Raw genomic sequence first — 20,692 nt, 5'->3', positions numbered from 1 at the left:
CTCCCCGTTGGATTTACCCTGCTGCTTGTTCATTCAGAGCTTGCTTCGCTCTGCACTCTTTACATACGCCCTGAAAATCAAGCCGATGGTCTGTAACGGCAAAGCCGTATTGACGCTCGATTTGTTGTTCCAGACGAAGCAAGCCATCCTCCATAATCTCTTCCACGGTGCCGCATTCTGTGCAAATCAAATGATGATGGTGATGTGAGCCATCCGTACTTCTCAGATCGAAGCGTGCAGCACCGTCACCAAAGTTAATCTTTTCTACGACCTGAAGGTCACTAAGCAGTTCAAGTGTACGATATACCGTAGCCAAGCCAATTTCGGGAAATTGTTCCTTGACCAGTAGAAATACTTCCTCTGCGCTAAAATGATCCTTTTCATGTTCAAGTAATACACGTACCGTAACTTCTCGTTGCTGTGTCAGCTTATAACCTTTTGCAACCAACTGTTTTTTAATGTCATCAATCTGTTCTGAAATACATTTGCCCCGGTTACTTGCCATAAGGTTGCACCTCCGGATATTATAATTTCACAATTCGTGTAGTTTTTATTGAGTGTCATTACGTTTCTTATTTATAATCATTATAATATAATAATAAATCTTTATGGGCTAAAAAGCAATGCTATACCGCACACTTGCCTAAAATAAATGTAAATGATCCGTTTCTGGATCTCATAAAAATAACAAAAACCCCCACATACTGCGAGGGTTTTCACTTTATCTAATTTATAATTTATTTATATATTGCAGATTCATATTCATTTGCGACTTATCAACTCGTTATACAAGAACTGTAGCACCCATCAAGTATTTGTCCACTTCACGGGCAGCTTCACGGCCTTCATTAATTGCCCATACAACCAGACTTTGACCACGACGCATGTCACCTGCTGCAAATACTTTATCCACATTGGTATTGTATTTGCCGTAACGTGCCTTAACGTTGGTACGACGATCTGTTGCAAGTCCAAGTTGCTCAACCAGAGTCTGTTCCGGTCCGTCAAATCCGATAGCAATCATTGCCATTTGGGCTGGGAACACGCGCTCTGTACCCGGAATCGGCTGATAGATTTTACGTCCCGTCTCATCTACAATACGCTCGATTTGAACGGTGTGAAGTTCTTTGAGATTACCCTCATCATCACCCACAAATTTTGTCGTCATGATGGAGAACTCACGCGGATCGTCACCGAACAGCGCTTTCGCTTCTTCTTGTGCATAATCAAGAGTGTATACGTTCGGGAATTGAGGCCAAGGATTGTTAATGCGATCACGTTCCATAGGAGCTTGAGTATGTGTACCAAATTGTGTGATGCTCCGACAACCGTGACGAAGCGATGTAGCTACACAGTCGGAACCTGTATCCCCACCACCGATTACGATAACATCCTTGTCCTGTGCTGACAGGTAGTTACCATCCTCCAGATTGGAGTCCAGATAACTTTTGATGCTGCCATTCAGGAAATCCATGGCGTAGTGCACGCCTTTCAGATCACTGCCTTCAATGTTGAATTCACGTGGTTTGGTTGCACCACCGCACAGGACAACAGCATCATAATCATCCACCAGTTGCTGCGCAGCAATATCTTTGCCGATCTCCGTATTGGTTACAAATTGAATGCCTTCTGCTTCAAGCAAATCAACACGACGCTGAACTACGTTTTTGTCCAATTTCATCGTAGGAATTCCATACATCAACAAACCTCCGACACGATCGGAGCGCTCGTATACCGTTACCGTATGACCTGCTTTATTCAACTGAGCTGCCGTAGCCAGTCCCGCAGGACCTGAACCTACGACCGCTACACGTTTACCCGTACGTTTCTCCGGAGGTTGGGGAACAACCCATCCTTCTTCAAAACCCTTTTCAATTATCGCTTCTTCAATCGTTTTGATGGTTACAGGTTCACCGATAAGCCCCACTGTACATGATCCTTCACAAGGAGCAGGACAGACACGACCTGTAAACTCAGGGAAATTATTCGTTTTATGCAGACGATCAAGCGCTTCTCTCCACAAACCACGATACACCAGATTATTCCATTCTGGAATCAAGTTGTGCACAGGGCAGCCCGACGTTCCGCCAGTCATATCTATACCTGTATGGCAATACGGGGTACCACAATCCATGCATCGTGCACCTTGTGTTCTGAGCTCTTCTTCAGCCATATGTTTATGAAACTCTTCCCAATCCTTGACCCGCTCCGCTGGTTGGCGGTCCGTAGGTAGCTGCCGTTTGTATTCCATAAATCCAGTAGGTGTAGACATCTTACGTTTTCCCCCATCCGTTCTTGTCTTAATCCCTTCATCTGCATGGTTCTATATGAAATGGATTACTCATGTTTGAGTTTTTTGTATATTGTATCACAAAATCTTCTCGAAGATATTTCAATAATAGTAGCACTTTGTTTGCTGAATATTAAATGGATTATCCGCATAATTATTTGTATTTTATACATCATATCGTCCAAGTCCACCCATGGTCAATACCCTTAAATTGGTTATTTATCAGGTATGGATACACAAAATTAGGCGTTTAATTAACGGAGAAACCGTCAAAACGTCATTTGAATGTAAGGTAATTTGTCATTGAAAACAACAATTTTTTTCTGTTTTACGCGACCAGTTCCAAATCTCATCCCATTTTAGGGCTTTACAACGGTGAATTCCTATAACTTTTATACTTTTTTACCACATCGTGATTATTGTTATGTATTACATTCATTTTTTTCGTAATTTTAATGTCATATTTGTGTTATTAAGATGTCATTTCGAATATATTTCATTTTATTTGTAAAAGAAAAGACGCTGTTCACGAATATTTCGTAAATCAGCGCCCCGTATATTTCGTTTATAACGTATGTTTGGGCTCTTCTACTTCATCTTATGTCCCTTTTACCGTTTTCGTTCATAGAACTCAAACGTATACGCATAAACATTTTTTTCATCTTGCTCGCCTTCAATCTGTTCCTTTAGCTCCCATTCAGACCAATCCACTTCCGGGAAAAAGGTATCCCCCTCAAAATCCTCATGGATTTTGGTCACCACCAGACGATCTGCGAGCGGCAAAAACTCACGATAGACCTGGGAACCGCCAATGACGCAAAGCTCTTCACCTTTTGTCACTTCCAGCCCCTCTTCAATCGTATGTACCACTTCAGCCTGATTTGCTTTGTAGTTCAGATCTCTGGTTACTACAATATTCCGACGTTGCGGAAGTGGCTTGGCCCCAAAGGATTCCCACGTATTGCGTCCCATAATAATCGTTTTGTTTAACGTACGTTGCTTGAAAAAGGCCATATCTTTAGGCAAACGCCACGGAATGGAATTATTCAATCCAATGACGCTGTTCTCGCCCATCGCCCATACCAGTTCAATGCTCAAAGATTACACACTCCTTCAATCTGTTTAGAGGTTGTTCAAAAAGTCCACTTTTGATTACGAATCATGCCTATCGGCATCATCAACATCGAATATGAAATTCAGCCGAAATGTCCGTTGCTCACGTAGTTTTCTCTACGCTCCGCTACTCCATTTCTAGCTTCATTCCATCTTCTCGATACTGAAAAACAGACTATTTGAACACGCACTTATACTGCAATCGGGGCTTTAATACCCGGATGATGCTGATAGTTCTCAAACTCAAAATCTTCAAACGTATAATCGAAAATGGAATTCGGCTTACGCTTGATTACCAACTTAGGCAACGCATATGGCTCACGCTTCAACTGGGTTTTCACTTGTTCCACATGGTTTGAGTAGATGTGTACATCCCCACCAGACCAGATGAACTCTCCCACTTCAAGATCACACTGCTGGGCAATCATATGTGTCAATAATGCATAGCTGGCAATGTTAAATGGCAACCCGAGGAACGTATCCACGGAACGCATTGTAAGCATACACGATAGTTTACCCTCCGCCACGTAAAACTGAAACGCGAAATGACAAGGAGGCAATTTCATATTGTTAATCTCTGCCACATTCCAGGCGCTAACGAGGTGACGCCGCGAATCTGGATTATTTTTGATCGAATCAATAACGGCAGCAATCTGATCAATCTTCTCCCCGTTGGGTGCTTCCCAAGTGCGCCATTGTGATCCATATACCGGACCCAAATCACCATTTTCGTCAGCCCAATCATCCCAGATTTTCACGCCGTTTTCCTTCAGGTAGGATATATTCGTATCCCCGCTCAAAAACCACAACAACTCATGAATGACTGATTTCAGATGGATTCGCTTGGTTGTTACCAGTGGGAACCCTTCGGATAGGTCATAACGAAGCTGTCTGCCAAATACGGATTGGGTTCCAGTTCCGGTGCGATCTCCCTTATGCACGCCTGTATTCAGAATATCCTGTAATAAATCAAGATAGTTTTTCAAATTATATTCCCCTCGCACTTCTTATTTCATGGCAATAAAAACAAACAAGAACATTCACAGAGGTGTGTTTGCTCCAATTTGCCTTATTAAAAACAGCACAGAGCTAAGGTCGATGCTGTCATATTCGTTGTTACAGTGTACCACATTGAGATTCAGATTGCATGATTCTTAATTGACTAAGCAATTAATTAAGCCCTACTGTTATGTCATTATTTTAAGTCTTAACAAACTCTAAGTTTAAGCTTTCACATAAAAAAAGGGACAGACAACGCTGTAACACGTTATCCATCCCTTCTTGATTTACGTATAATGCCGGACGAATCCGTAGCTTAGACGATATTAGCGGGAAATGATGTGGATCGGGTGACCCATAACCAGTTCCGCAGCTTCCATCACGATTTCGCCCAAAGTAGGGTGAGCGTGAATAGTCAGCGCCAAATCTTCCAGAGTAGCACCCATTTCAATTGCAAGACCAAGCTCAGCAATCAGGTTGGAAGCTTCCAGACCTACGATTTGGCAACCCAACACGAGGCCGCTTTCTTCGTCAGCAACGATTTTCACGAAGCCTTCAGCGTGGTTCAAAGATACAGCACGGCCATTACCCGCATAAGGGAATTTGCCAGCTTTTACTTTGTAGCCTTTTTCTTTAGCTTCTTTCTCAGTGTAACCTACGCTGGAGCACTCAGGATCTGTGAACACAACTGCCGGCATACATTTGTAGTCAACTACAGATGGTTGTCCTGCGATCGCTTCAGCAGCCACTTTACCTTCATAAGAAGCTTTGTGGGCAAGTGCCAGACCGGATACGATATCACCGATTGCAAAGATGTGAGGAATGCTAGTACGGCCTTGGTGGTCAACTTTAACGAATCCACGCTCGTCAACGTCTACGCCAATCAGGTCAAGACCAAGCTCTCCGTCCGTATTTGGACGACGTCCAACAGTAACGAGCAAGTAATCTGCAGTTACTTCTTTGGACTCACCATTTACGGAATATTTAACAGTTACATCTTTATCCGTTTGCTCAGCACTTTCAGCTTTTGCACCCGTTACGATTTCAATGCCTGTTTTCTTCATGTTTTTAGCTACGAGGCTAGTCATGTCTTTATCGAAACCTGGCAGTACTGTATCCAGACCTTCGATGATTGTTACTTTTGCACCGAATTTGGAGTACATTTGACCAAGCTCAGCACCGATATAACCACCACCGATAACGATCATGCTTTTTGGAACTTCAGGCAAGTTCAGAGCTTCTGTTGAAGACAGAATGCGTCCGCCAAACGGGAAAGGTTTCAGTTCGATTGGACGGGAACCTGTTGCAATGATTGCATTTTTGAATTTGTAACGCGGAGACTCATGATCGTTAAATACACGAGCTTCGTTTTCGTTGATGAACATGCACTCGCCGTTGAAAACTTCAACTTTGTTGCCTTTGAGCAAACCAGCTACGCCGCCAGTCATTTTCTTAACAACACCGTTTTTGAATTCTTGAGTTTTGCTGAAGTCCACTTTTACGTTCTCAGCAGAGATACCAAATGCTTCACCGTGAAGTGCAGACTCATATTGGTGTGCAGCAGAGATCAGAGCTTTGGATGGAATACATCCGCGGTTCAAACAAACGCCGCCCAGTTCGGATTTGTCTACGATTAATACGCTTTGGCCCAGTTGAGCAGCACGGATGGCAGCTACATAGCCACCAGGACCCGCACCAATTACTAATGTATCGATATTGAGAGAAGCGTCGCCTACTACCATATCTTACACCTCCATAACAAGCAGCTCAGGGTTAGCGAGCAGCTGTTTAATGTAGTTCATAAAGTTTTGTGCTGTTGCGCCATCGATGATACGGTGGTCGAAGCTCAGGGAAAGAGCCATTACAGGTGCTGCAACAACTTCGCCATTTTTGATAACGGCTTTTTCGCTGATGCGTCCAGTTCCGAGAATTGCAACTTCAGGGAAGTTGATGATCGGAGTGAAGAACATACCGCCAGCAGAACCAATGTTACTGATGGAGATTGTGCTTCCTCTCATTTCGTTCGCGCTCAATTTGCCATCGCGACCACGAGCTGCCAGATCACGAATGGAATCAGCGATCATCCAGATGGATTTACGGTCAGCATCTTTGATAACAGGAACGATCAAGCCGTTGTCTGTATCTGTAGCGATACCGATGTTGTAGTATTTCTTGTAAACAATTTCGTTAGCTTCTTCATCGATCATTGCGTTCAGAGCAGGGAATTGGCGGGAAGCCGCAACCAATGCTTTAACGATAAATGGCAGGTAAGTAACTTTTGTTCCTTTTTTCTCAGCAATTGGTTTCATGCGAGTACGGAAAGCAACCAGTTCAGTTACGTCCACTTCGTCCATGATAGTAACGTGAGGTGCTGTGTAAGCCGATTTAACCATTGCGTTAGAGATCGCTTTACGGATACCTTTGAATGGTACGCGCTCTTCTTCAAGGCGTTGATCAGCTGCAGCCGCTGCTGGTGCTGCGGATTTTTTCTCCTCTTGAGCCGGAGCTTCGGAAGATGCCACTGCGGAAGAACCGCCACCGTTTTTGAAGGATTCAACATCTTCTTTGGTAACTTTACCGTTGTTGCCAGTACCGTTAACTTGAGCGATGTCTACGCCTTGTTCGCGAGCAAATTTACGCACGCTTGGTGTTGCCAGAACGTCTTTGGCAGGTACTGCCGGAACGCTGTTGTTTCCGCCTTCTTTAGCTGCATCCGAGCTGGAAGCTGCTGCGGAAGAACCGCTAGTGTCAGCTCCGCCCTGAGCTGCATCTTTTTCTTGCTCGCCTTGATCGCCTGCAGGAGCATCGTCTTGCTCTGGAAGCTCGCCTTCAGCGTCGATGATTGCAACAACTTCGCCAACGTGGCAAACTTGACCGTCTTTAGCGAATACTTCTGTAACTGTTCCGTTAACCGGACAAGGTACTTCAACGACCGCTTTGTCATTCTGTACTTCCATGATGATGTCGTCGTCAGTTACTTTGTCACCGACTTTGATGTGCATCTTGATGATTTCGCCTTCGTGAAGGCCTTCGCCCAGTTCAGGGAATTTGTATTCAAATTTAGCCAACTGAAAAACCTCCTTGATTATGTCTCAATCCTGAAAACAACCCTTAACTCCAAGAAACAACCGTTACTGCTAGTGCAATAAACTGTTACTCAAGGGGCTAATGGCTGTTTACAGTGCAGCTTGCGCTGCGGTGTGGATCACCATACTGCGCCTTGCGGCATGTCAGATGATTAAATTAGAAATTTACGACTTTATTAACCGCAGCAACGATACGTGCTGGGTTAGGAAGCCATGTATCTTCGATTTGTGCAAAAGGATATACAGTATCCGGACCAGCTACACGCAGAACCGGTGCTTCCAAGTGCAGGATTGCTTTTTCATTGATTTGGGCAATGACTTCAGCTGCAACACCTGCGCTCTTTTGAGCTTCCTGTACAACAATTGCACGGTTTGTTTTCTTAATGGAAGCAACGATAGTATCGATATCGATCGGGCTAACCGTACGAAGGTCGATAACTTCAACTTTGATTCCTTGTTTTTCGAGCTCATCTGCTGCTTTCACAGAAGTGTGAACCATCATACCGTAAGTAATGATAGTTACATCAGAACCTTCACGAACAACGTTCGCTTTGCCCAGCTCAACTGTGTAATCTTCTTCAGGTACTTCTGCACGGAATGCATGGTACAAGTTCAAGTGCTCCATGAAGAATACAGGGTCGTTGTCGCGAATAGAAGCGATCATCAGACCTTTTGCATCGTAAGGGTTAGAAGGAACTACCACTTTGATACCCGGAGTTTGCGTGAGCAGACCTTCGAGTGAATCTGTGTGCAATTCTGCCGCTTTTACACCGCCACCGAATGGTGTACGGAATACGATTGGAGAATTGTATTTACCGCCGGAGCGGAAACGCATACGAGCTGCTTGAACTACCATTTGGTCAAGGGCTTCGAAGATAAAACCAACGAATTGGATCTCGGCAACCGGACGGAAACCTTGAACACCCAAACCTACAGCCAAACCGCCAATAGCGGACTCAGCTAGTGGTGTATCAAATACACGCTCTTCGCCAAACTCTTTTTGCAGACCTTCCGTTACACGGAAAACGCCGCCTACATTACCTACGTCTTCACCGAAAAGCAGAACGTTAGGATCACGTTTCAACTCAACGCGAAGCGCATCACGGATTGCTTCTTTCATGTTCATTTGTGCCATTTGCTTCATTTCCTCCTTAAACATTGACAGTTCACATTTGAATTCATACATGTATACCGGGACACCGGAACCCGTCCCGGATGTTTATGCTTTATCGGAAAAAACTTATTGGAAATCAGCTTTTTGCTCTTCCAAGTGCTTAGGCGTTTGTTCGAACATGCTGTCGATCAAGCCTGAAATCGTCATTTTCTCGGTTTTTTCCGCTTTTTTGATCTCTTCGTTCACTTTTGCTTTTGCTTCTTCTTTCACACGTGCTGTATCTTCTTCAGTCCAAAGACCTTTTTTCTCCAGATATTTAGCAAAACGTGCGATTGGATCTTTAGCATTCCATTCAGCCTCTTCTTCTTTTGTACGATACTTGGAAGCATCGTCAGAAAGGGAGTGAGGACGGAAACGATAAGTTACTGCTTCGATCAGAGTTGCGCCTTCGCCGTTGCGACCACGTTCAGCAGCTTCCTGAACCGCTTTGATAACTGCGAAGATGTCCATACCGTCAATTTTAACACCTTTGATACCTGCTGCTACCGCTTTGTGAGCGATGGACAGAGCTGCCGTTTGTTTGGCAAAAGGAGTTGTGATGGCATAACCATTGTTTTGTACGAAGAAAATAACAGGCAATTTGTAAACACCAGCGTAGTTCAGACCTTCGTAGAAGTCACCTTCTGAAGAACCACCATCACCTGTGTACGTAATTACAACTTGTTTTTGTTTCTTCAACTTGTAACCCATAGCAATACCCATTGCGTGCAGAATTTGTGCACCAATGATGATTTGCGGCATCAATACATTAACGCCATCCGGAATTTGTCCACCATGTTGGTGTCCACGGGAGTACAGGAACGCTTGATAAAGAGGAAGTCCATGCCACACGAGTTGCGGAATGTCGCGATAGCCAGGACATACAAAGTCTTCTTTTTCAATTGCAAACTCACTACCAACCATTGTAGCTTCTTGACCAGATACTGGAGCATAGAAACCAAGACGACCTTGACGGCCCAGGTTTACTGCACGGTCATCCCAAGTACGGGTAAATACCATGCGGTACATAATTTCTTTTAATTGATCATCGGAAAGCTTAGGCATCATGTCTTTGTTAACGATTTCGCCGTCAGGAGACAGCACGGACAGAGCTTCTACATCCTCCGTATATACTTCATAAGGAACCTTGCTCATTTTTTTCTTCACCTCAACAAAAAATTTGAATATCAAGTTCCGCTGTTATAATATTATTATACACCTGTTTCATTGCATACGTCAAAGATATCCGTAATTTTTTTATGTTTCCTTCCGGATTGTATGTATAACAGGGGATTAATATTGGTATAACAGCATAATACATGTTTGCGTATTTGACCTATCCCCGCACAAGGATAATCTTACCGTATTGCGCGGTCGAATGCAAAAATTAACCGAGAAAGGTGACGTTTTATGACGGATTCCCGCTATTTGAAACGCACGATTGTGAAGGAAGAGATTGAGAGCCGCTATCTCGGAGAGAAGCGCACACTACGAATTTATCTTCCCCCAGGCTATAACGAATTGTTATCCTACCCTGTCGTTTATTGTCAGGACGGTGAAGAATTTTTCAACTTTGGACGTATCGCCACCACTGCCAACCGTATCATTCTCGACGAGGGAGCCGAACCTTTCATTATAGTAGGAGTTCAGGTCGACGTGTCTGTAAGAACTCAGGAGTACGCCCCTTTCGGCGATCGGTTCAAGGCGTATACCTCATGCTTCGCTGAAGAGATTATTCCCTATGTAGAAGAGAAATATCCTGTACGTCGCTCTCCTCAGGAGCGTGTTCTTGCCGGAGATTCATTGGGTGGCAGCGTTTCGCTTCATCTTGCTCTACTCTATCCTGATCTGTTCACACGTGTCATCAGCATGTCTGGTGCTTATTACTCCGCTTCCCAAGAAATCTACGCCGCTGCTGAAGACTTATCCTGGTTATCGATCTGGATGATTGTTGGTTTGCAAGAGACTGCCTTTGAAGCCGACACTGGCACGTATGATTTTGTACAATTAAACCGGGATACCCGTGATTTGCTGGAAAAACGATGTGCACTCGTCTCCTATCAGGAGAAAGACGGGCATCACCAGTGGGGATTCTGGCAGAAGGAACTGCCGGAAGCATTGCTTTACTTTCTTCAGGAAAATTAATTCCATCATTGAACAGGCGGCTGAAATGCCGCTTTTGTTTTTAGAATCACATGATACCGCTTACATTAACATTCAAAAAAGAAGCAGGCTCTCCTGCTAGTTCGTCCAGCTTCTTCTCTTGTCTTACTTTTGTCAATGTTCGGCAAATATCACCTTGGTCATAACAATGAATGTTCTTTCGCAATCCGATCCAGTAACACCTCACAGCCTGCATCAAGCAGCCTGTAAACCTCTTCAAAATTTCCCGTATAATACGGGTCTGGAACTTCACGGAGTGTCTCGTCTGGCAGCAGATCCATCATCTTGATAATTTCTGCTTCCTCACCGCCTGTAACACTCCTTACGTTAGCAGCGTTGGAATCATCCATGCATATAATGTAATTAAACTGTACGAAGTCTTCACTCTCAAATTGTCTTGCAGCCATATCAGCATAAGAAATTTGACGCGAATCAAGTAATTCCCGAGTTCCCTCATGCGGAGGTTTACCGATATGCCAGTCTCCTGTACCTGCTGAGTCCACTCGAATCTGCTGAGCCAGTCCTCTTTCATTAACTTTGTGACGGAGGACGGCCTCAGCCATCGGCGATCGGCAAATATTGCCCAAACATACAAACAAAACGTTAATCATGTTATTCCCCCTTACTCAAGGTGCGGTTAAGTGGCGCTGTTGCTGTCTGAGGTTTCACACTCTCCGCTTGTACCAGAGAGCGACGGGGCAGTTTCCATTTATAATGAACGGAACACATCCGGAAGAACACAACTGCAGCGAAACATAGTAACAGTCCAACGTTCGTTGTGAACCAGCCTATACCTACGGCAAAACCAGCGATTATTGCCCAAACGGCATAGATTTCATCCCGCAGCACCAGTGGCTTCCTGCCTGCCAGCAGATCACGAATGATCCCTCCGCCTATACCGGTCATCATTGCGGCAACAATCACCGCACTAATGGGATGTCCCATATTGGCCGCGTATAACGCCCCTTGAATCGCAAATGCTGCTAGACCAATCGCATCGAACAGCGCTTCTGTTCGCTTCCAATGACCAATCCACTTAAGAGGTAATACAAACGCAATCGCTACAGATACTAGGGCAAGCATAATAAGCGTTCCCTGGCTCCACAGCGTGGTTACCGGTACACCAATGAGAACATTACGAATAACTCCGCCCCCAAATGCGGTCACGAGCCCCAGCACCAGCACACCCAAAATATCATATTCCTCTTCCATTGCCACGAAAGCGCCGGACATTGCAAATGCAATGGTACCTATAATGCTGAATACTTCAAAAATGTGCAAGTCCAACCTGTTCAAACCTCACTTTTCAAGTCATCTCCATGTCGCTCTACCCATTGTATCCGCGCAGGCTGAAATTGTGCAACCACATTTTGTAGATTATACTGGTTTGGTGAATGATATTTACATCATTCCATCACATTATTAGAAGTGAGTTAGTTTCTTCATTGATCAGGAAGGATGAAATAGAATGACTAAGAAACGAGTTGTTATTTTTACGGGTGGAAACCTATCTCCTCAATTTCTGAAAGAAATCGGTAAGGATGACATCATTATTGCGGCCGACCGTGGAGCGTTATTTTTAATAGAACATGGGATTCAGCCGCATATCGCTGTAGGAGATTTTGATTCCATTACCGAACAGGAACGGGAGAGTGTACGAGATAACAGCGAACGGATAATCACCTGTGATCCTGTGCATAAGGATTTGACGGATACCGAGATGGCATTCGAAACAGCACTGGATCTTGAGCCTACTGACATTCTTATGTTGGGCGCAACAGGCACACGCATGGATCATACACTGGCTAACGTACATATTATGGTCCGCGCTATGCAGCATCATATTTCCTGTACTCTGAAGGATGAACACAATTATATGATGCTAACGACCTCCGAAGCTTTTGTGGAAGACCGTGGATATGAGTACATCTCCCTGCTCCCACTTACGAATGAAGTAACAGGTATCACGCTGGAAGGTTTCATGTACCCGCTAGATCAAGCTACCATACGCATGGGGCAATCTTTGGGGATTAGCAACAAACTGCTTGGAAAGTCTGGCACCGTCTCGATCGATAGTGGGTTGTTACTCCTTATTCAAAGCAAAGATTAAGCTTCCTCAACTACTTATTACGTTTTTGTAACCTATGATTCAGATCAAAAACAATCGTATAAAACAACAAAGACCCTTGATATACAAGGGTCTTTTCTATGTTTATATCATTCAAGTTTCGTCAATGATTAATTTTTTGACATTTTAATGGTATTTTAATAAACAAACCCAAACCGTTGCGCCCCTAAGGACGAACAGGTTCCATCCAATTTCTAGGCTGTTACAAAGCTGTTATACTCGCTCTAGCAACTAAACGAAAACGAATTTTGGAGGTACTCACATGAAAACAAACATCTTTGTCCAAAAGGCCGTAACCGTCGGGTTGTGCGCTACACTAGGTTTTGGAGCTGTATTAATGACTAATGCACCTGTTGCACAGGCAGCAAGCGCTTCTGTATCCACAGGACAACAAATTGTGAACTATGGTAAAACCTTTACAGGAACTCCATATAAATTTGGTGCGTCAACGTCAACTACCAAGAATTTTGACTGCTCTTCTTTTATGAAATACATCTTCAAGAAGTATGGTGTTGATTTGCCGCGTACATCCGTTAAGCAATCCCAAGAAGGCGTAGCTGTTTCCAAAGCTAATCTGCAAGTGGGAGATCTGGTCTTCTTCTCCAGCGGCAGTCGTTCCACAGGGTCCAATATTACTCACGTAGGAGTATATGCAGGAGACGGAAAAGTTCTGCATACGTACGGATCGCCAGGTGTTACTCTCTCCGACTTAAACTCGGGAAACTGGAAAAAAACATATATTAAAGCTCGCCGCGTACTGTAGTTCATGTTTCAGAAATAACGATGCGAGTGGGCCGGATCTGATGATCCGGTCTTTTTATATTTACCCGATAAAGTTCTCTGTTTCAACAGGAGTTATGCGGAAAACAGCAATTGAGTTCGGATACGACCTCTTTATTTGGTATGAAGCATATAACCGATTCCACGAACAGTATGAATTAATTTGACGCTCCTCCCCTTATCCACCTTCACCCGCAAATGTTTGATATAAACATCCACCACATTGGTATCCATTGCAAAATCGTATCCCCATACTTCCCTTAAAATAACGCTCCGGGCACATGCCTCGTTCACATGACGGGCCAGAAACTCCAGCAATTCGTATTCCTTCGGAGTTAGCACCAGATATTCACCTGCACGACTTACTCGACGTGAACGCAGATTCACCTTGAGATCATGTACAACAATGATTTCTTCATCTTCCTGTGAAGCATGTGAGAACACACGTAAAAGATTCCGTATTCTAGCCATCATCACATTACCATGAATTGGTGCTTCCATCACATCATTAGCGCCATAATCGAGCAATTCCACAATCAATTCAGGCGATATCTTGGGAGTTACCACAAGTAATGGAGAGGTAACACCTAGCTGTACGAAAGACTCCAGTCCACTTTTCAGGTTATCTTCATGATAGCCTTCATTTATTAATATGATCATATTGATATTCGTTAGTGCTGATTCAGAAAGACGGTTCAGATCTGTCCATTCCATTTGTTCGACTTGGTACCCTTCAGCACACACTATGCCTTGAATAAAAGAAACCAGATCTCCCCTGCCAACCAGTAATATGGATGTTTTCATTTTTTCACCCGGCCTGTCTTATACGCTGCTACATTTGTTGGTTTCAATTGCACCTTGGTTGCCACATTCTTGTGACCACCGCGCATCGCAGCATTGATGTATGTTTATCATGCCGTAAAATGAAAAAGTCCATTCCCGGAAGGAACGGACTCGAATAATTCTGTTGTTTTTATCTTTAACCAAAGTACCGGTGAACCAGCGTACGCGCCTCTGCCGTGTCTTTTGTTCCATGAACAAGGACACGACCATCCTGAAAAATGACCATCCTGTGTGAACCAGTTGTAAAAGAAACCAAAAATGGATTAGCCTCCTCCACTTTGCCTTCATTCAGTTTGCCCAGCCGATCAGCTGTATGCTGCAAATCCAGATTCATTCGCCGGGAAGGGCGAATCTGTACCGTATCCCTACCACATAATACGTCTGTTTTCTCCAGGTTTGAGGCAGAGAGGTACGGATAGTTAGCCTTTACTCCACAGGAAGGACAATCTTCTTTTCGAGCACCGTCGACGTTAATGGATATGTATTCATTTCTCCACACATCGAATGATAGTAATTTGCGTCTCAGTGCACCTGGATTACCACTGAGAAACTTCATCGCTTCGGCAGTCTGATTCGCTGTAACCATCTGCACCGCCTGAGGGATAATGCCTGACGTATCACAGGTGTCTCCACCTAACGGAACCTCACCTAACAAACAGTTTAAACAAGGGGTTTCTCCAGGTAGAAACGTGTAGGTGATTCCATAACTGCCCACACATCCACCATAAATCCAGGGAATACGATATTTCTGAGACATATCATTTATTAATAGCCGGGTATCAAAATTATCTGTTGCATCCATGATTAAGTCAGCGTTCTGAACCAATTCTTCCAGTTCGTTCACTCTGACGTCCATCACTTTGCCTATAACTTCAACGGTAGAATTAATATCACATAGGCGCTTCTTCGCTGCAATCGCTTTGGGCATTCGCTGTATGGCGTCTTGCTCTATATATAACTGTTGTCGCTGCAGGTTGCTCCACTCCACATAATCACGATCTGCAATGGTAATATGGCCAATTCCTGAACGTACCAGTGTTTCTGCAATCCCCGTACCAAGCGCGCCCGCTCCAACAATTAAAACTCTACTGTTATTCAATCGATGCTGACCTTCCTTACCGATAGGTGCATACCGTTCCTGTCTGGAATAGCGGTCTCCCTGCTCGGAGTATCGTGTCTGATTAGTCATGTATGAACCATTCCTTCCACCGGACTACTCGCTGCTGCATAGCGCTTAACGGGAATCATGCCTGCCTCATAAGCCAGTCTGCCTGCTTCAACCCCCATTCGCATTGCCTTCGCCATCTTCGCCGGGTCTCCAGATCCGGAGACAGCGGTATTTAACAAAACACCGTCAGCTCCCAGCTCCATCGCGTGAGCTGCATCTTTAGGTGCTCGAAGTCCTGCGTCCACAATGACAGGAACGACGGCTTGTTCAATAATAATCTCCAGATTATAGGGATTAATAATTCCTCTCCCCGCCCCTATGGGCGAAGCCCCAGGCATGACAGCATGTACGCCGAGTAGTTGCAATCGTTTGGCCAGAATAACATCGTCCGAGATATAAGGCAGTACCGTAAAGCCCTTTTCAAGCAAGATCTCACAAGCTTTATAGGTTTCAATTGGGTCAGGCAGCAATGTGATTCCATCGCCGATAACTTCTACTTTTATCATATCACAAAGTCCTGAAGCCCGAGCTAGTTCAGCGATTCGCACAGCTTCCTCTGCTGTTGAAGCACCAGCTGTATTGGGAAGTAAGGTATACCTTTTCAAGTCCAGTGTGTCCAGAAAATGTTGTTTGTTGCGATCTTCCAGATTCAACCGCCGAACTGCAAACGTTAATACTTCCGTACCTGAAGCTTCAACCGCTTGGCTCTGCACTTCCAAGTCCGAAAATTTACCTGTACCCAGAAGCAATCTGGACTCAAACGTATAATTTCCAATCCTCAACATGGTTCAACCGCCTCCCACAAAATGTACAATTTCAATTCGATCTCCGTCTCTTAAGGCCGTTGTCTCATGATATTCACGTGTTAAAATTTGCCGATTCAATTCAACCACGACGGTTTTCACTTGCAGATTAAATGAATGGAGCAGTTTGTCTACACGATTTAAACTGTCTTCAATTTGCATGCTTTGTCCGTTGACAATGATATTCACTGCAATATCTCCTTTCGGTTCATACGATTCGGACTAAGGTCCTGAATTCCCAACTCTTCGGAAGTTTTACCGTAGATCAAATCAGCCATTAAGCTGCCCGTAATCGCACTAAGCAATATGCCATTACGATAGTGTCCAAAAGCAGCGAATAGGCCCGGAACACTTTCACAAGCACCCACATAAGGCAACCCATCCGGGGTCGAAGGTCTAACTCCTGCCCATGCCCGGAGAAAATGTGCGTCCTTCATGCCAGGCACCCAGCTTGTCGCAGCTGTAAGCAATTTCTGAATGCCTTGAACCGAGACTTTTGTGTCTGTTCTTCCAGGAAGGCTGGTTGCACCGAGCCAAACTTCTCCATTGGCTTTGGGGACAATATATATATCCTCTGCATACACCGTTTTGTCAGGTCTGTAACCGACATGGTGGGGTGAGAACTGCACCGCTGCAATTTCACCCTTCACAGGCAAAACTGGTGAACTGAGGCCCACTTGTCTCATCAGTTCTTCACCATGTAACCCTGTAGCGATAATGACATTTCTCGATGTCATCGTTCCAAGCGATGTCTCGATTCCTTGCACTCCGTTCACATCCGTATGCAAATGGACATCCTGCACGCCCTCCATCACCCTTGCTCCCATGGCTTGAGCCGATCTGACATAAGCCTGTGTTAGATTGACAGGAAGAACCTCACTCTCTGAAGGTCTGTAATATGCACCATACGTGTCCCTGTTTAACCATGGTGCTTCCTGCTGAACAGAGACACGATCCCACCAAATAGGTTCTTCTGATAAGGTAGACGATCGATTATTCTTGTAACTGCTGACCTCACTGTATGAACGAAAAGGAGTAATAAAACCATGCTGTTGCAGCCCCACCTCCACTCCGCTAAGCGAACTGATTCGTTCCTCCTGCTCATGAAGCAAAACTCTGCTCTGCCGTGCAAGCTTCGCCATCACAGCATGAGTGAATTCCTCACTGTCAGCACCAAGCATCCCGGCCGCTGCACAGGAGGTTCCCCCAGCGATCCGCGCACGCTCAACCAAAAGAACGTCATGGCCTCGAGCTGCGAGTTCACATGCAATGGCACATCCGATAACTCCTCCGCCTACAATAATGGTTTCTGCATGATGCTTGCCTCGAATCTCCGCTCCAACTTTACTCCTGGATACTGTCCCTGGATGATAACCTGAACGATTCCTGCTCCGGCTTCTTGCTTCCTCTCTCATGATCTCATCTCCTTGGTTCGGCGTACTACTCAGAATCCTCAATTGCCCGTCGCAATGAAGCTGCAGCCAGTTTCGGCTCTTCGTTCGTCCAAATCATTGAAATCACAGCAGCTCCTCTGGCACCAGCAGTTCGAATAGCCGCGATATTCTCCGGTCTAATCCCGCCAATCGCGATCACTGGAATCGAAACATTGGAGCATACTTCAGCCAACGCAATAAGTCCTCTAGGTTTGCAATTCGGTTTACTATTAGATTCGTATACATGCCCATAAAAGAGGTAATCCGCTCCACGTTCTTCTGCAACTTTTGCTTCTTCCAGAGAATGAACCGATATCCCTACGCGAAGCCGGTTCAGTCGATTTAACTCAGCCAGATCAGAACCTCGAATAATAGCTTGACCCCAATGCACACCACCAAACAACGCATGTTGATCCAGCTGATCTAAGCCGTTCATAACAATTCGGTTAGATGGAACATCTTGTGTTTTTAGACTTTGCGCCCAATACATCTGTTGCTCAAGCGTCTGCTTTTTTTCCCGAATGTGGATATAATCGACCCACCGCCACACTTTCTTAGCAGTATCCAGAAAAGAGTCCATGTCTCCCTTACCTGGTGAAACCAAATGCAGTTCGAATGATTGTGTTGTTACATGTTCATGAAAGATTGCCGTCCTGATCGCCCTCCTCTTGCGTTCTTTAAGCTGATATAATACAACAAAAAAAGCCACTCCCGTAGGGGAGTGGCCACGAATTTAAAATTCATGATCAACTGAATGACTGTTTCATGCGATTACTCTCTATGCATAACGCATAACCAACTATAAGAACCATCCATAGTCGCAACGTAGTATACCTAGAAACTGCATGATTCATTTGCAGACCACATCGCAAAATCAACGAAGCTGCAATTTGTCATTAGCTGAAACGCGCCACTTCCCTACGCTGGTATGATCCAGATCAGGTGCAAAGGGTCCGGAATCGCATTCTTCCATCTCAGCCGCATCGTGCGGCCCCCCTAGTGTTCATATGAAGCTGTAGCCTATGTTACCATAGACCCCTTTTTTTGTCACCGTACATTTTCCATTTATTACGTCACTTATCCATTGCTGAAGACAACGTAGTTATTCAAGTAGCTTTTCTGGTTTGAAGAAACTATTGTTTCTCGGACCAAGCCTCAACATCCCACGTTTTGGTAACCCAGCCTTCATAAAATTCAGGTTCATGTGACACAAGCAGCACGGTACCCTTGAATTCTTGCAAGGCACGCTGCAACTCTGCTTTGGCCGTCACATCCAAATGGTTCGTAGGCTCATCGAACAAAATCCAGTTACTTTCACGCATCAGAAGCTTACATAAACGAACCTTGGCTTGTTCTCCACCACTAAGCGCGTTAAGCGGACGAGTGATATGCTCATTTTTCAATCCACAACGTGCGAGATGGCCCCGGACTTCATTCTGTGTCAGATGAGAAAATTCATTCCATACATCTTCGATCGGGGTAATATTGCCTGCACGTACTTCTTGTTCGAAATACGCTGTTTCCAGATAATCACCCAAGAAAGTCTTACCACTGAGGGGTGGAATTTTCCCCAAAATGGTCTTGAGCAGTGTTGATTTACCTACACCGTTACATCCAACAATGGCAATTTTCTCGCCACGCTCAATCGTCATCGTCATTTTGGGCAATAATGCATACGAATACCCAATCTCAAAATCAATACCCTCAAAGACCGTTTTACTGCTCGCCCGGGCATCCTTGAAATTAAATGTGGGTTTGGCCGCTTCGTCTGGACGATCGATCCGTTCAATCTTGCCGAGCTGCTTCTCACGGCTCTTGGCACGACCGGAAGTGGAAGCGCGGGCTTTGTTCCGCTGAATGAAATCTTCCTGCTTCTTGATATACTCCTGCTGTTTCTCATATGCATCAATATGTTGCGCCTTATTCATGTCGGCCATTTCAAGGAATTTGTTATAGTTCGCTGCATAACGCGTCAACTTGGCAAACTCCAGATGATAAATAACGTTAACGACCTCATTCATAAATTCCGTATCATGCGAGATCAGAATAAACGCGTACGGGTAATCCTTCAGGTAGCGCGACAGCCATTCAATGTGTTCCACATCGAGATAGTTCGTCGGCTCATCCAGAAGAAGAGCAGTGGGTTTCTCCAGTAAAAGCTTGGCAAGCAATACCTTCGTACGCTGACCACCACTAAGCGCAGCCACGTCACGATCCAGACCGATGGCGGACAAGCCAAGTCCATTGGCCATCTCTTCCACTTTCACATCAATCAGATAAAAATCACCTTGCTCCAATTGCTCCTGAATGTCACCCATTTCTTCCAGCAACAATTCGAGCTTGTCCGGATCGGCGTCTGCCATCTGCTCTGTGATGGACATCATTTCTTTTTCCAACTCAAGCAAGGGCAGGAACGCATCCTTTAACACGTCACGAATCGTTTTTCCAGGCGTGAGCTTGGTATGCTGATCCAGATATCCATAACGAACTTTGGGGGTCCATTCGACCTTCCCTTCGTCCTTTAACAATTTCCCGGTAAGGATGTTCATCAATGTGGACTTGCCCACACCATTTGCACCAACAAGGCCTACACGCTCTCCGGCAAGTAAACGAAAAGATACATTTTTAAATAACGTGCGGTCTCCAAAATTGTGACTCACGTTCTCTACTGACAATAAACTCATAAGATGAGGTTGCTCCTATCTATTGGACATTACTATCGTTCCGAAACCT

General features: G+C 44.8%; 20 protein-coding genes and 1 riboswitch. Of the genes, 3 read left to right on the top strand and 17 right to left on the bottom strand.

Annotated elements, in window-relative coordinates; genetic code table 11:
* Positions 1-13: 13 nt before the first annotated feature.
* The 8 genes from fur to pdhA form a co-directional block, all read right to left on the bottom strand.
* On the bottom strand, positions 14-481 hold the full coding sequence (gene fur / locus AMS66_RS11490) for a ferric iron uptake transcriptional regulator (RefSeq protein ID WP_024633997.1): 468 nt from the start codon (positions 479-481) through the stop codon (positions 14-16).
* Positions 482-784: 303 nt separating this feature from the next.
* A complete protein-coding gene (locus AMS66_RS11485; protein ID WP_053780912.1) occupies positions 785-2,272 on the bottom strand; it encodes a glutamate synthase subunit beta in 1,488 nt (495 codons plus the stop codon).
* 627 nt (positions 2,273-2,899) lie between these two features.
* Entirely contained in the window at positions 2,900-3,388 is a 489-nt protein-coding gene (locus AMS66_RS11480; RefSeq protein WP_053780911.1) for a dihydrofolate reductase, read from the bottom strand.
* A 206-nt stretch (positions 3,389-3,594) separates the two neighbouring features.
* Positions 3,595-4,389 (bottom strand): thymidylate synthase, encoded by a 795-nt coding sequence (gene thyA / locus AMS66_RS11475; protein WP_053780910.1) that lies wholly within the window; start codon positions 4,387-4,389, stop codon positions 3,595-3,597.
* A 339-nt stretch (positions 4,390-4,728) separates the two neighbouring features.
* Positions 4,729-6,144 carry a dihydrolipoyl dehydrogenase gene (lpdA, locus tag AMS66_RS11470; RefSeq protein ID WP_024630356.1) on the bottom strand — a complete coding sequence of 472 codons (1,416 nt, stop codon included), beginning with the start codon at positions 6,142-6,144 and terminating at the stop codon, positions 4,729-4,731.
* Between the two features lie 3 nt (positions 6,145-6,147).
* Positions 6,148-7,470 (bottom strand): dihydrolipoamide acetyltransferase family protein, encoded by a 1,323-nt coding sequence (locus tag AMS66_RS11465; RefSeq protein ID WP_053780909.1) that lies wholly within the window; start codon positions 7,468-7,470, stop codon positions 6,148-6,150.
* A gap of 175 nt (positions 7,471-7,645) precedes the next feature.
* Entirely contained in the window at positions 7,646-8,623 is a 978-nt protein-coding gene (locus AMS66_RS11460; RefSeq protein ID WP_024630358.1) for an alpha-ketoacid dehydrogenase subunit beta, read from the bottom strand.
* Positions 8,624-8,728: 105 nt separating this feature from the next.
* Positions 8,729-9,796, bottom strand: coding sequence for a pyruvate dehydrogenase (acetyl-transferring) E1 component subunit alpha (pdhA, locus tag AMS66_RS11455; protein WP_053780908.1), 1,068 nt, complete (start codon positions 9,794-9,796; stop codon positions 8,729-8,731).
* A 255-nt stretch (positions 9,797-10,051) separates the two neighbouring features.
* Between pdhA and AMS66_RS11450 the strand changes: the two genes are divergently transcribed.
* Positions 10,052-10,786, top strand: a complete 735-nt coding sequence (locus AMS66_RS11450; RefSeq protein WP_053780907.1) for an alpha/beta hydrolase — start codon at positions 10,052-10,054, stop codon at positions 10,784-10,786.
* A gap of 158 nt (positions 10,787-10,944) precedes the next feature.
* On the opposite strand, the gene AMS66_RS11445 is transcribed toward AMS66_RS11450, so the two are convergent.
* Together AMS66_RS11445 and AMS66_RS11440 are read right to left on the bottom strand one after the other, a co-directional pair.
* Positions 10,945-11,415 (bottom strand): low molecular weight protein-tyrosine-phosphatase, encoded by a 471-nt coding sequence (locus tag AMS66_RS11445; protein ID WP_053780906.1) that lies wholly within the window; start codon positions 11,413-11,415, stop codon positions 10,945-10,947.
* Position 11,416: 1 nt separating this feature from the next.
* Positions 11,417-12,085, bottom strand: a complete 669-nt coding sequence (locus AMS66_RS11440) for a trimeric intracellular cation channel family protein (RefSeq protein WP_053781044.1) — start codon at positions 12,083-12,085, stop codon at positions 11,417-11,419.
* A 187-nt stretch (positions 12,086-12,272) separates the two neighbouring features.
* Between AMS66_RS11440 and AMS66_RS11435 the strand changes: the two genes are divergently transcribed.
* Together AMS66_RS11435 and AMS66_RS11430 are read left to right on the top strand one after the other, a co-directional pair.
* The gene (locus AMS66_RS11435) at positions 12,273-12,914 is read left to right on the top strand and encodes a thiamine diphosphokinase (protein ID WP_053780905.1); all 642 of its coding nucleotides are present in this window, start codon (positions 12,273-12,275) and stop codon (positions 12,912-12,914) included.
* A gap of 280 nt (positions 12,915-13,194) precedes the next feature.
* A complete protein-coding gene (locus AMS66_RS11430; protein WP_053780904.1) occupies positions 13,195-13,695 on the top strand; it encodes a C40 family peptidase in 501 nt (166 codons plus the stop codon).
* Positions 13,696-13,826: 131 nt separating this feature from the next.
* Here the strand turns inward: AMS66_RS11430 and AMS66_RS11425 are convergent, their stop codons facing one another.
* From AMS66_RS11425 to AMS66_RS11395, 7 genes are all read right to left on the bottom strand, one after another.
* Positions 13,827-14,516: a winged helix-turn-helix domain-containing protein gene (locus tag AMS66_RS11425; protein WP_053780903.1), complete on the bottom strand. Its 690-nt coding sequence runs from the start codon at positions 14,514-14,516 to the stop codon at positions 13,827-13,829.
* 175 nt (positions 14,517-14,691) lie between these two features.
* Positions 14,692-15,744, bottom strand: a complete 1,053-nt coding sequence (locus tag AMS66_RS11420) for a ThiF family adenylyltransferase (RefSeq protein WP_053780902.1) — start codon at positions 15,742-15,744, stop codon at positions 14,692-14,694.
* A complete protein-coding gene (locus AMS66_RS11415) occupies positions 15,741-16,508 on the bottom strand; it encodes a thiazole synthase (RefSeq protein ID WP_053780901.1) in 768 nt (255 codons plus the stop codon). The genes AMS66_RS11420 and AMS66_RS11415 overlap by 4 nt, the downstream gene beginning before the upstream one ends.
* Positions 16,509-16,511: 3 nt before the next feature.
* Positions 16,512-16,715 (bottom strand): sulfur carrier protein ThiS, encoded by a 204-nt coding sequence (thiS, locus tag AMS66_RS11410; RefSeq protein ID WP_053780900.1) that lies wholly within the window; start codon positions 16,713-16,715, stop codon positions 16,512-16,514.
* On the bottom strand, positions 16,712-17,941 hold the full coding sequence (thiO, locus tag AMS66_RS11405; RefSeq protein WP_053780899.1) for a glycine oxidase ThiO: 1,230 nt from the start codon (positions 17,939-17,941) through the stop codon (positions 16,712-16,714). Before thiO ends, thiS begins: the two co-directional genes overlap by 4 nt.
* Positions 17,942-17,966: 25 nt before the next feature.
* A complete protein-coding gene (locus AMS66_RS11400; protein WP_330219310.1) occupies positions 17,967-18,668 on the bottom strand; it encodes a thiamine phosphate synthase in 702 nt (233 codons plus the stop codon).
* Between the two features lie 189 nt (positions 18,669-18,857).
* A riboswitch (TPP riboswitch) is annotated at positions 18,858-18,967 on the bottom strand.
* A gap of 125 nt (positions 18,968-19,092) precedes the next feature.
* Positions 19,093-20,643 (bottom strand): ABC-F family ATP-binding cassette domain-containing protein, encoded by a 1,551-nt coding sequence (locus AMS66_RS11395; protein ID WP_053780897.1) that lies wholly within the window; start codon positions 20,641-20,643, stop codon positions 19,093-19,095.
* Positions 20,644-20,692: the final 49 nt, after the last annotated feature.

Source organism: Paenibacillus xylanivorans (genome assembly GCF_001280595.1).
Taxonomy (GTDB): domain Bacteria; phylum Bacillota; class Bacilli; order Paenibacillales; family Paenibacillaceae; genus Paenibacillus; species Paenibacillus xylanivorans.
This window is presented reverse-complemented; position numbering and strand designations above follow the sequence as displayed.

Coding starts and splice junctions, on each gene's coding strand:
- thiO (WP_053780899.1), bottom strand. CDS start 17,941: ATGAGAGAGGAAGCAAGAAGCCGGAGCAGGAATCGTTCAGGTTATCAT.
- AMS66_RS11395 (WP_053780897.1), bottom strand. CDS start 20,643: ATGAGTTTATTGTCAGTAGAGAACGTGAGTCACAATTTTGGAGACCGC.
- pdhA (WP_053780908.1), bottom strand. CDS start 9,796: ATGAGCAAGGTTCCTTATGAAGTATATACGGAGGATGTAGAAGCTCTG.
- AMS66_RS11420 (WP_053780902.1), bottom strand. CDS start 15,744: ATGACTAATCAGACACGATACTCCGAGCAGGGAGACCGCTATTCCAGA.
- AMS66_RS11425 (WP_053780903.1), bottom strand. CDS start 14,516: ATGAAAACATCCATATTACTGGTTGGCAGGGGAGATCTGGTTTCTTTT.
- AMS66_RS11450 (WP_053780907.1), top strand. CDS start 10,052: ATGACGGATTCCCGCTATTTGAAACGCACGATTGTGAAGGAAGAGATT.
- AMS66_RS11435 (WP_053780905.1), top strand. CDS start 12,273: ATGACTAAGAAACGAGTTGTTATTTTTACGGGTGGAAACCTATCTCCT.
- AMS66_RS11460 (WP_024630358.1), bottom strand. CDS start 8,623: ATGGCACAAATGAACATGAAAGAAGCAATCCGTGATGCGCTTCGCGTT.
- AMS66_RS11485 (WP_053780912.1), bottom strand. CDS start 2,272: ATGTCTACACCTACTGGATTTATGGAATACAAACGGCAGCTACCTACG.
- lpdA (WP_024630356.1), bottom strand. CDS start 6,144: ATGGTAGTAGGCGACGCTTCTCTCAATATCGATACATTAGTAATTGGT.
- AMS66_RS11415 (WP_053780901.1), bottom strand. CDS start 16,508: ATGTTGAGGATTGGAAATTATACGTTTGAGTCCAGATTGCTTCTGGGT.
- AMS66_RS11445 (WP_053780906.1), bottom strand. CDS start 11,415: ATGATTAACGTTTTGTTTGTATGTTTGGGCAATATTTGCCGATCGCCG.
- AMS66_RS11430 (WP_053780904.1), top strand. CDS start 13,195: ATGAAAACAAACATCTTTGTCCAAAAGGCCGTAACCGTCGGGTTGTGC.